General features: G+C 76.5%; 11 protein-coding genes. 8 read left to right on the top strand and 3 right to left on the bottom strand.

The genetic code is table 11. The features are described from left to right. Positions 1-70: 70 nt before the first annotated feature. The 5 genes from AB0E83_RS20460 (at position 71) to AB0E83_RS20440 (ending at position 4,767) form a co-directional block, all read left to right on the top strand. Positions 71-697: a nucleoside/nucleotide kinase family protein gene (locus AB0E83_RS20460; protein WP_362113446.1), complete on the top strand. Its 627-nt coding sequence runs from the start codon at positions 71-73 to the stop codon at positions 695-697. A gap of 52 nt (positions 698-749) precedes the next feature. Next, a complete protein-coding gene (locus AB0E83_RS20455; protein ID WP_362113443.1) occupies positions 750-1,835 on the top strand; it encodes a hypothetical protein in 1,086 nt (361 codons plus the stop codon). 80 nt (positions 1,836-1,915) lie between these two features. Beyond that, positions 1,916-2,452 (top strand): tetratricopeptide repeat protein, encoded by a 537-nt coding sequence (locus tag AB0E83_RS20450; RefSeq protein WP_362113440.1) that lies wholly within the window; start codon positions 1,916-1,918, stop codon positions 2,450-2,452. Between the two features lie 112 nt (positions 2,453-2,564). Then, complete coding sequence (locus AB0E83_RS20445) at positions 2,565-3,524, top strand: hypothetical protein (protein WP_362113437.1); 960 nt, start codon at positions 2,565-2,567, stop codon at positions 3,522-3,524. A 91-nt stretch (positions 3,525-3,615) separates the two neighbouring features. Continuing rightward, entirely contained in the window at positions 3,616-4,767 is a 1,152-nt protein-coding gene (locus AB0E83_RS20440) for an aminopeptidase P family protein (protein ID WP_362113434.1), read from the top strand. 7 nt (positions 4,768-4,774) lie between these two features. Here the strand turns inward: AB0E83_RS20440 and treZ are convergent, their stop codons facing one another. Then, a complete protein-coding gene (gene treZ, locus AB0E83_RS20435) occupies positions 4,775-6,526 on the bottom strand; it encodes a malto-oligosyltrehalose trehalohydrolase (protein WP_362113431.1) in 1,752 nt (583 codons plus the stop codon). Positions 6,527-6,582: 56 nt separating this feature from the next. Next, a complete protein-coding gene (locus tag AB0E83_RS20430; protein ID WP_362113428.1) occupies positions 6,583-7,551 on the bottom strand; it encodes a GNAT family N-acetyltransferase in 969 nt (322 codons plus the stop codon). A 152-nt stretch (positions 7,552-7,703) separates the two neighbouring features. On the opposite strand from AB0E83_RS20430, the gene AB0E83_RS20425 reads away from it, so the two are divergent. The 3 genes from AB0E83_RS20425 to AB0E83_RS20415 all read left to right on the top strand — a co-directional run bounded on the left by AB0E83_RS20425 (position 7,704) and on the right by AB0E83_RS20415 (position 10,099). Continuing rightward, positions 7,704-8,252 carry a DUF1707 and FHA domain-containing protein gene (locus AB0E83_RS20425; protein WP_362113425.1) on the top strand — a complete coding sequence of 183 codons (549 nt, stop codon included), beginning with the start codon at positions 7,704-7,706 and terminating at the stop codon, positions 8,250-8,252. A gap of 166 nt (positions 8,253-8,418) precedes the next feature. Continuing rightward, the gene (locus tag AB0E83_RS20420; RefSeq protein ID WP_362113422.1) at positions 8,419-9,510 is read left to right on the top strand and encodes a cytochrome P450; all 1,092 of its coding nucleotides are present in this window, start codon (positions 8,419-8,421) and stop codon (positions 9,508-9,510) included. Between the two features lie 88 nt (positions 9,511-9,598). Further along, positions 9,599-10,099, top strand: coding sequence for a hypothetical protein (locus AB0E83_RS20415; protein ID WP_362113419.1), 501 nt, complete (start codon positions 9,599-9,601; stop codon positions 10,097-10,099). Positions 10,100-10,157: 58 nt separating this feature from the next. Here the strand turns inward: AB0E83_RS20415 and AB0E83_RS20410 are convergent, their stop codons facing one another. Beyond that, positions 10,158-10,373 (bottom strand): hypothetical protein, encoded by a 216-nt coding sequence (locus AB0E83_RS20410; protein ID WP_362113416.1) that lies wholly within the window; start codon positions 10,371-10,373, stop codon positions 10,158-10,160. Between the last annotated feature and the right edge of the window lie 16 nt (positions 10,374-10,389).

The following is a 10,389-nucleotide window of genomic DNA, read 5'->3' as shown; positions in this document are numbered from 1 at the left end:
CGGGCGCCGCTCCGGGCCCGTACCGCGGCGCGCCCCCACCGCCCCGCGGCCCGGTGTGAGAATGCCCCGTATGGACGTGCAGGGGTTCGAGGGGCTGGTCGGGCGGGCGCGGGGGCTGGCCCTGAGCGGCGGGCGGCGGGTGCTGGGGATCGCCGGGGCGCCGGGGGCCGGGAAGTCGACGCTGGCCGCGCGGCTCGTCGAGCGGCTCGACGGGCTCGCCGTCCTCGTCCCCATGGACGGCTTCCACCTGGCGGGCGCCGAGCTGGCGCGGCTCGGCCGGGCCGACCGCAAGGGCGCCCCCGACACCTTCGACGCCGCCGGGTACGCCGCCCTCCTCGCCCGCCTGCGCGCGCCGGAGCCCGGCACCGTCGTCTACGCCCCCGCCTTCGACCGCGCCCTGGAGGAACCGGTCGCCGGCTCGGTCCCCGTACCGCCCCGGACCCCGCTCGTCGTCACCGAGGGCAACTACCTCCTCCTCGACGCCGGACCCTGGGCGGCGGTCCGCCCCCTCCTCGACGAGGTCTGGTACGTCGACCTCCCCGACGCCGTCCGGGTGTCCCGCCTCGTCGACCGCCACGTCCGCTTCGGCCGGACCCGGGCCGAGGCCGAGGCGTGGGTGGCCCGCTCCGACGAGGCCAACGCCCGCCTGGTCGCCGCCCACCGCCACCGCGCCGACCTGGTGGTGACGCCGGACTGACCGTTCGGTCACCATGGGGGCGGGCGTCATGCCCGCGACGACAGGGGGAAGCGTGAACGAGGTCCTCTACGGCGAGCGGTCGTGGAATCCGCTGGCCCGGACGGTGGAGCTGAGCGAGGACGGGGTGCGGCGGGGCGACCACCTCATGCCGCTCGCCGAACTGAACCTGGCCGCCATGGCGGAGGCGTACCTGCGCGGCTGGTGGCTCGGCGGCGGCGGGGCGGAACGGACGCTGGACCGGCTGGGGGAGGGACCCGGCGTCGTCCCGGTCGTCCGCGTCACCGGCACCAGCGTGCCGTTCAAGGTGCGCCGGGCCGCCGAGTTCGCCCGGGCCCTCGGGGAGCTGGCGGTGCGGCACAGCGGCGGCCCGGAGCGGGTCGCCGCGCTGCGGGAACGGGCCCGCGCCGAGGGCGTGCCGCTGTGGATGGCCCGGCGCACCGCCCCCGGGCCCGCCGGGGACGTCACCGTCGCCGTGGACCGGCGGCTGGTGCGGGTGGACGTCTGGGGCCCGTACGCCCCCGCCGTACGGCTCCGCGCGCCGTACGGGTTCCACCAGGACGAGCCCGACCCGTCCCGGGGGCTGGTGCTCACCGTCGGCGACCAGCGGGCCGAGCTCCGCCTGACGAAGAGGAAGCTGCGGAGGTCGAAGAGCTCGGTGGAGGCCGAACTGCCCGGGCAGCGCTGGGAGCTGCGGTGGGAGAGCCCGACCTCCTCGTGGCTGCTGCGCGACGGCCGGCGGGTCGCCCTGCTGGCCCGGCCGCCGCGCCGGCGCCGGGGCGCCCCCCGGCCGGCGGCGCTCCTGCTGCCGCTCGGCCCGGTGGGCCTGGAGACCTCCGACCCGCTGGACGCGGTCATGGCGCACGCCTTCGCCGCCGCCTTCGGCCTCGGCGACACCACGGGCCTCGCCCGCTTCCCGTCCCAGTGGCGCCTGCGGGAGGGCCGCGAGCCCGTCCTCCTCGACGCCGACTGGTCCCGCCACTGGTTCAGCAACCTCGGCACCGGCGGCGACGACAACCAGGCCGGCGGCGGCGACGGCTGGGGCTCGGACGGCGGCGACGCCGGGGACTCCGGCGGCGGGGACGGCGGGGGCGACGGCGGTGGCGGCGGCGACGGCGGCGGTGGCGGGGGCGGCGACTGAGCGCGGACCCGCCGGGGCGCGGACGGGCCGAAGCGCCCCGCCCGCCCGGGCCCCGGGAGCGCCCCGGTTAGGGTGACGCCATGACTGATGCGCACGCCGGGGACGCCGGGTGGGAGGGGCGGGTCGCCGCCCTCTGGGAGAAGATCGACGCGTACGAGCCGGCGGAGTTCCGGGCCCGGATCGCGGAGCTCGCCGCCGAGCGGCCGGAGGACGACGCCGCCGCGCTCTTCGAGCAGGGCGCCGCGCACGACTCCACCGGGCTGCCCGTCGAGGCCGTCGCGTACTACGAGCGCGCGCTCGACCGGGAGCTGACCGGGCTGCGGCGCCGCCGGGCCGTCGTCCAGCTGGCCAGCAGCCTGCGCAACCTCGGCCGCCCCGACCGGAGCGTGGAACTGCTCACCGCCGAGCGGGACCTGCCCGCCGACCGGCTCGACGCCGACGAGCGGGCGCTCGCCCCGGCCGTCGACGCCTTCCTCGCCCTCGCGCTCGCCGACACCGGCCGCGAGCGGGAGGCCGCCTCGCTCGCCCTCGGCGCGCTCGCCCCGCTGCTGCCCCGCTACAACCGCTCCCTCGCGCACTACGCCCGCGCCCTCCTCACCGCCCCCGACGGCTCCTGACCCGCGCCGCCCGCCCGTCCGTCCGCCCGGCGGACGGGTTCGCCGGGCGCCCGATGGGGGCAGGGACCCAGTCGCTACGCTGAACGCAACGGCGACGGAAGGGCGGACGGACGTGGGGTGGCTGCGCAGAAGGCCCAGGCGGGACGGCGAGGACGCGCCGCGCGACCCGGAGTTCGCGTACTTCTCCGAGCGCGAGGCCGCGCTCTTCCGCGCCACCGTCCGCGAGGCCTTCGCCGAACTCGGCCTGGAGGTCACCGTCTACGCGGCCGCCGTCGAGGACGACCGGCAGCGCCGCTTCGGGCTCGGCAACCTCGCCGCCGTCTGCCACCGCGACCGGCGCGGCCCCCGCGTCTGGCCCGACCTGATCCGCCGTCACGTCTCCCTCGTGGTGAAGACCCTGGACGGCCCCTCGGCCCTCGACACGCTGCCGCCCGAGCAGATCCGCGCCCAGCTCTACCCCCGGGTCGTCAACGCCGAGGGCATCGACCCCGGCGCCTTCGGCTACGCCCGGACGCTCGCGCCCGGCCTGTACGAGGTGCTGGCGCTCGACCTGCCGGAGAGCGTCATGATGCTCACCGACGACGCCCTCGACCGGCTCGGCGACCCCGCGCAGCTGCGCGCCCGCGCCCTGAAGAACCTGCGGGGCCTGCCGGTCGAGGAGCACGAGACCGTCCGGGACGCCGACGGGATGTCCTTCGAGGTCGTCCTCGGCGACTCCTTCTACACCGCGAGCCGCGTCCTCGACCTGGACGCCCTGGCCCAGCGGGTCACCGGCCTGCCGCTCGGCGAGCACGGCGCCCTGGTCGCCCTGCCCTTCCGGCACCAGCTCGCCTTCCACCCCATCCGCGACACCTCGATCATCCCGGCGCTCGGCGCGATGGCCTCCTTCGCCGCCTCCGAGTACGAGGACACGCCGGGCGCCATCAGCCCCTACGTCTTCTGGTGGCGGGCCGGCACGCTCACCCAGCTCAGCGAGCACGACGAGGAGGGCGGCGAGCTGCGGATCGTCGTCGGCGACGACTTCCAGGAGCTCCTGGAGCGGCTGATCGCCCAGGGGCCCGGGCCGCGCTGACGGGGCCCGGAGCGGTCGCGGGGGCCGGGCCCGGCGGGCAGGATGCTGGAGGACGCCCGCCCGCTCGCCGCCGCGAAGGAGAGACCGCCCCATGACGAGCACCCCGGCCGCACGCTCCGACGACGCCCCCGCGCCCTTCACCGCCGACGACTACCGGGCCCGGATGGACCGGGCGGCCGCCTCCGCCGCCGACGCCGGACTCGCCGGGGTGCTCGTCGCCCCCGGCCCCGACCTGGTGTACCTCACCGGCTACCGGCCGACCGCGATCACCGAACGGCTCACCGTCCTCGTCCTCGCCCCCGGCCGGGACCCCGTCCTCGTCGTCCCCACCCTGGAGGCCCCCGACGCGGAGAAGGCCCCCGGCGCGTCCGCGCTCACCCTCCGCGACTGGACCGACGGCCAGGACCCGTACGCCGCCACCGCCCCGCTGCTCGACGCCGGGGGCCGCTTCGGCGTCAGCGACAACGCCTGGGCCCTGCACCTCCTCGGCCTCCAGCAGGCCCTGCCGTCCACCTCGTACGTCTCCCTCACCGAGGCCCTGCCGATGCTGCGGGCCGTGAAGGACGCCCACGAGCTGGCCCGGATCGCCGCCGCCGGGGCCGCCGCCGACCGGGCCTACGAGGAGATCCTGAAGGTGCGGTTCGCGGGCCGCCGCGAGACCGAGGTCGCCGCCGACCTCGCCCGGCTGCTCCTGGAGTCCGGCCACTCCCAGGTCGACTTCACCGTCGTCGGCTCCGGGCCCAACGGCGCCGACCCGCACCACGAGGCCGGCGAACGGGTCATCGAACGCGGCGACATGGTCGTCCTCGACTTCGGCGGGCTCAAGCACGGCTACGGCTCCGACACCACCCGCACCGTCCACGTCGGCGAACCCACCGACGAGGAGCGCCGGGTCCACGACGTCGTCCGCGAGGCCCAGCAGGCCGGCTTCGAGGCCGTGAAGCCCGGCATCGCCTGCCAGGACGTGGACCGCGCCGCCCGCGAGGTCATCACCGACGCCGGGTACGGCGAGTACTTCATCCACCGCACCGGCCACGGCATCGGCGTCACCACCCACGAACCGCCCTACATGATCGAGGGCGAGGAGCGGCCCGTCGTCCCCGGCATGTGCTTCTCCGTCGAACCGGGGATCTACCTCCCGGGCCGCTTCGGCGTCCGCATCGAGGACATCGTGACGATGACCGGGGACGGCACCGGCCGCCGCCTCAACGCCACCCCGCACGAGATGGCGATCGTCGAGTAGCCGTCGCCTACCCGTCGGCGAGGACCACCGCGGACTCGCCGCCGAGGCGCAGCAGCCCGTCCCGACCGGGCGCCCCGGTCGGCTCCCAGGCGGCGAGGACCCGGTCCCGGCCGTTGGAGCCCAGCGGGATCACCGCCGGCTCCGGGCCCAGGTTGACCGCCACCCGCACGTCACCGCGGCGGAAGACCAGCCAGCGGGCCTCCTCGTCGAAGGCGACCCGCACCCCGCCCAGGTCCGGGTCGGTCAGGTCCGGCAGGGTGCGGCGCAGCGCGATCAGCTCCCGGTGCCAGGCGAGGAGCCGGCGGTGCGGGTCCCGCTCCCGCTCCGCGCGGTCGAGGACCGAGCGGTCCCGGGTCGCCGGGTCCTGCGGGTCGGGCACCTCGCCCTCGTCCCAGCCGTGCGCCGCGAACTCCCGCCGCCTGCCCTTCCGTACGGCCTCCGCGAGCTCCGGGTCGGTGTGGTCGGTGAAGTACTGCCAGGGGGTGCGCGCCCCCCACTCCTCGCCCATGAAGAGCATCGGCACCGACGGGCCGGTGAGGACGAGCGCCGCCGCGCAGGCCAGCAGACCGGGGGAGAGGGAGGCCGCGAGGCGGTCCCCCAGGGCCCGGTTGCCGATCTGGTCGTGGGTCTGGGCGTACCCCAGGAAGCGGTGGGCGGGGGTCCGCTCGCGGTCGACGGGACGGCCGTGGTGCCGGCCCCGGAAGGACGAGTACGTGCCGTCGTGGAAGAAGACCCGGGTCAGGGTCTTGGCGAGCGCCGCCATCGGGGCGCGCGCGAAGTCCGCGTAGTAGCCCTGCGACTCGCCGGTCAGCGCGCAGTGCAGGGCGTGGTGGAAGTCGTCGTTCCACTGGGCGTGCAGCCCGAGGCCGCCGAGCGCCCGCGGGGTCGTGGTGCGCGGGTCGGCGAGGTCGGACTCGGCGATCAGGAAGTGCTGGCGGCCCTGCTCCTTCGCCAACTCGTCGACGGCCGCCGACAGTTCCTCCAGGAAGGTGAGGGCCCGGTCGTCGGCGAGCGCGTGCACCGCGTCGAGCCGCAGCCCGTCGATCCGGTAGTCCCGCAGCCAGGCGAGCGCGCTGCCGAGGAAGTACGCCCGCACCTCGTCCGAACCGGCCGCGTCCAGGTTCACCGCCGCGCCCCACGGGGTGTGGTGGCTGTCGGTGAAGTACGGGCCGAAGGCCGGCAGGTGGTTGCCGGACGGACCCAGGTGGTTGTGGACCACGTCGAGGACCACGCCCATGCCGAGGCCGTGCGCCGCGTCCGTGAACCGCTTCAGCGCCGCGGGGCCGCCGTACGGCTCGTGCACCGCCCACGGCGCCACCCCGTCGTACCCCCAGCCGTGCGTCCCGGGGAAGGGGCAGAGCGGCATCAGCTCCACATGGGTGATGCCGAGCCCGGCGAGCTCGCCGAGCCGGGCGGCCGCCGCGTCGAGGGTGCCCTCCGGGGTGAAGGTGCCGACGTGGAGCTCGTAGAGGACCGCGCCGCGCAGCCGCAGCCGGGGCGGCTCGTGGCGCCAGACGTGGGCCTCGTGGTCGACGACGGCGCTGAGCCCGTCCGGCCCGTCCGGCAGCCTGCGGCCGCGCGGATCGGGGAGGACGGGCCCGTCGTCGAGGCGGAAGCCGTACCGGTCGCCGTCGGAGGCCGGCACGGTGCCGGTCCACCAGCCGTCCCTCAGGGGGTCCCGGTCGAGGGGGTGCCCGGTGCCGTTCAGTTCCAGGGTCACCCGGTCGCGGGCGTGCGGCGCCCAGACCTCGAAGAGCACGGCGGATCTCCTCGCAGACGTCGGTACGGTCGGTTACGTCGCTCTCATCCTGGCAGTCAGGACGGCGACGCGCCCGGCGCGTCCCACACGTAGTCCACCTGGCGCTGGAAGTTCACGTACCCGGCGCGGGCGAAGGCGGCGGCCATCGGCACGTTCCCCAGGTCGGTCGCGGCCCGGACGCGCGGCATCCCGGCCTCGGCGAGGATCCGGGTGCCCTCGGCGAGGATCTCGTCGATGTACCCCCGGCCCCGGTGGGCGGGGAGCACGCCGATGTAGGCGATGATCGGGTTGTAGCTGTTGCGGGCGGGGACGACGAAGCCGACCGGCTCGCCGGTGCCCGGCAGTTCGGCCACCTGCCACCACTCGCGCGGCGACGCGTAGTGCGGGAACTCGTCGTCGTAGTGCCGCTCGGCGGCCTCCCGGAGCGACAGCCCCTCGGCGAGGTCGGCCCGCCCGTGCGCGTCGAGCGTGCCCTCCATCACCGGGGTCATCAGCGCGAGCAGGTCCTCGCGGTCGCGCACCGGGCGGAAGACCAGCCGGCCCGTCCGCTCCGCGATCGGGGTCCCCGGCAGCCACTCCAGGCGCAGCCGCTCGACCAGCGGCCGGGCCCCCGTCTCCGCCAGCAGGGACAGGAGCAGCTCCACGCGCTCCCGGGTCTCCGGGACCTCGCGCCAGTCGGGCGGCAGGTACCGGTTGAACTCCGGCGGCACGGTGCCGGCCGGGACGACGGCGGGCAGGGCGTCGGCCAGCAGGCGCCGGCCCACCTCCGCGGCCTCCCCGGCCGGGAGTTCCGGGTCGAGGTCGAAGAAGTCGAGGGCGAGCGGCTCGCCCCCGTCCTTGTTGGTCCACCAGGCGATCCGGCCGAGCAGCCGGCCGCCCCGGAGGGCCACCCACAACCATTCGGGGCGGCGGCGGCCGGTGCCGAGGTCGTCGGCGAGTTCGTGGTCGAGCGTGTAACGGAGGCCGAGGAACAGGTCCAGCTCCTCGGGCCCGGCGAGCGGGCGGACGACGAGGTCGTCGGTCATGCGGTGGTTCCCCCACGGGTGCGGTCGGTCGAAGCCCGCAGAACGTATCAGCGATCTTGTGCGGGGGGTACGGGGTTTCGTGCCGGAGCCGGTACGGCCCCGGGACGGGACGCTTCTGGACAGCCCGGCCCGGACACTTGGACAATCACGGTGTGACGACCCCTTACGAGCCTCCGGCGCACTCCCCCCGGCTGACCGACGCCGAGCGGGACCGCGCGCTGGTCCTGCTCCGGGAGGGCGCGGCACAGGGCCGTCTCTCGCACGACACCTTCCTCTTCCGGATGGAGCGGGCCCTCCAGGCCCGCCGCCCCGACGAGCTCGCCGTGCTCACCGCCGACCTGCGCGGCGAGGGCGCCTGGACCCGGCGGGTGGTCGGCGCGGTCGAGCGGATGTCGGCGTTCACCGCCCGCGTCCGCCGGGCCTGGCACGCCGAGCGGCTGCCGAAGCTGCTGCTGCCGCAGCCGGGGCCGTACCCCCTGCGGATAGGCCGCGACCCGGTGAACGGGCTGCGGCTCAGCCACGAGACGGCCTCCCGGCTGCACGCCGAGCTCTCCCTCCAGGACGGCCTGTGGGTGCTGCGCGACCTCGGCTCCACCAACGGCACGACCGTCAACGGGCGCCGGGTCACCGGCGCGGTCGTGGTGCGGGCCGGTGACGTGGTCTCCTTCGGCGAGATGTCCTTCCGGCTCTCCCTGGACTGACCCGGCCCGCCCGGAAGCTTCCCTCCTGGTCAGAGCGGTGCCCTGTCACCCGTTCGGCGGTGCGCGGCGGGCGGGGCGGGGCCGTGGGTGGTGGGGTGGGGGGACGCGCGCCACGATCCCGGCCGCGGCCAGTCACCGCCGAACGAGCCGAACGACAGGGGGCGCGATGCGCGACGAGCCGAACCGCGAGACGGGGGACCGGGGGGCGGGGCGGGGCGCCGGGGACGGGGACCCCTGGCGGCGGCTGCCCGCCATGGGGCCCGCGGGGCGCGCCGTCGCGGTCACGCCCGGACGGGTGCGGACCGTGGCCGACCCGGCCGCGGCGCCGCCCGCGCCGCCCGGCGGACGGACCGTCGCCCCCAGCCCCCTGGACCCGGGCGCCGCCCTCGACCCGTACCCGGTGCACCGGAGGCTGCGCGAGGAGTTCCCGCTCACCTACGACCCGCTGCTGCGCGCCTGGGTGCTCAGCCGGTACGCGGACGTGGCCACCGCCCTCACCGACGCCCGCTTCACCCACGGCCACCGCCCCGGCGACCCGGACTGCGCCCGCGCCCACGTCGACGTGGACCTCGCCGAGCTGCGGTCCGTCGCCGAGCGCACCGCCCACGTCCTGGCCCGCCGGATCGCCGGCCGGCCGCGGGCCGACCTGGTCGCCGACTTCTGCCACTGGCTGCCCGCCGGGACCGTCGCGGCGGCCGTCGGCGTGCCCTACCGGGACATGATGCGGCTGGTCCGGGGCCGGGCCGCGACGGCGCTCGCCGGGGAGTGCGGCGGGCAGATCGCCGTCCGGGAGAAGGCGCTGGCCTCCTTCCTCGGCAACGTCCTCACCGACCCCGACCAGGTCGCCGCCCTGCGCGACGCCCCCCGGGCGCTGGTGGCCCGGGCCTGGGCGGAGTCGCTCCGCCGCGACCCGCCGGTGCAGATCGCCGTCCGGCGCACCCGGGAGGACGTGCCGGTGAGCGGCGGGATCCTGCCGGGCGGCTCCTCGGTCGCGCTGCTCATCGGCTCGGCCGGGCGCGACCCGGAGCGGTTCCGGGAGCCGGACCGCTTCGACCCGCTCCGGGACGACCCGGGCCAGCTCACCTACGGCCCCGGCTTCTGCCCGGCGGTGATGCTGGCCGGGTTCGAGGCGGAGTACGCGCTCCGGGCGCTCTTCGAGGCGATGCCCCGGCTGCGGCTCGCGGACGGCTTCCGTCCGGTGGCGGCCGGTCTGATCACCCGCGCCCCGCGCACGCTGATCGTCCGGCCCGGCGGTTGAGACGACCCGCCCCGCCCCGCTGCTAGGGTGACGTGCGCTCGTCAAAAGAGCCCTTCTGATGAACCACGTCCAACGGGGAAAGAAACACGTGAAGCTTCGTCATGCCCGCGCGATCGCCGTCTTCGGCATCGCCGTCCTCGCCCTCACCGGTGCCCGCGGCTCGAACGGCGGCGGCTGCGACAACAGCAGCTCCGGTTCCGGCTCCAGCTCCAGCTCCGGCGGCAGCGGAAGCCACAGCGACAGCGACAACAACGACAACGGCGGCGGCTCCGGCGGCTCCCTGCCCGGCGGCGGTGGCGGCGGCGACAAGGCGGCCCGCGACATCACCATCGTCAAGTGCGCCTACGACCCGGCGACGAAGAACCTCACCGCCCGGATCACCGTGAAGAACGACGGCGCGCTCGACCACGACTACAGCGTCACCATGAAGTTCACCGGCAGCGGCGCGGTCCCGGCGACCGCCGTGAAGACCGGCATCGCGGTCGCGGCGGGCGCCTCCGCCGACGCCGAGCTGACCACCCCCTACCCGGGCGTCGGCGACGGCTCCGAGTACACCAAGTGCGAGGTCACGCGCGCCGCTCGGCTCTGACCGGCGGGCGGGACACCGGTGGCGCGGCCCGACGGGCCGCGCCACCCGCGTCCCCCGTTCAGCGCCGCCGGTAGGCGTCGCTCTGGTTCGGCGGGGCGTTGTGCACCGCGAAGGCGTTGTACGAGACCCGGTCCTGGGACGCCTGGAGCCGGGCCCGCTCCTCGATGCGCAGGCCCTCCGCGTCCTCGGTCCGGGACCCGCCCCGGCGCAGCAGCACCGTCACCAGCAGGGCGACGGCGCCCCCCAGCACTCCGAACAGCACCCATACAGCCACGGTGTTCCCCCTCGTC

This window comes from Streptomyces sp. NPDC035033 (assembly GCF_040636735.1).
GTDB lineage: Bacteria > Actinomycetota > Actinomycetes > Streptomycetales > Streptomycetaceae > Streptomyces.
Note: the sequence above shows the minus strand (reverse complement) of the source record. Positions and strands in the feature narration are given on the sequence as shown.

Coding starts and splice junctions, on each gene's coding strand:
- AB0E83_RS20460 (WP_362113446.1), top strand. CDS start 71: ATGGACGTGCAGGGGTTCGAGGGGCTGGTCGGGCGGGCGCGGGGGCTG.
- AB0E83_RS20450 (WP_362113440.1), top strand. CDS start 1,916: ATGACTGATGCGCACGCCGGGGACGCCGGGTGGGAGGGGCGGGTCGCC.
- AB0E83_RS20440 (WP_362113434.1), top strand. CDS start 3,616: ATGACGAGCACCCCGGCCGCACGCTCCGACGACGCCCCCGCGCCCTTC.
- AB0E83_RS20430 (WP_362113428.1), bottom strand. CDS start 7,551: ATGACCGACGACCTCGTCGTCCGCCCGCTCGCCGGGCCCGAGGAGCTG.
- AB0E83_RS20420 (WP_362113422.1), top strand. CDS start 8,419: ATGCGCGACGAGCCGAACCGCGAGACGGGGGACCGGGGGGCGGGGCGG.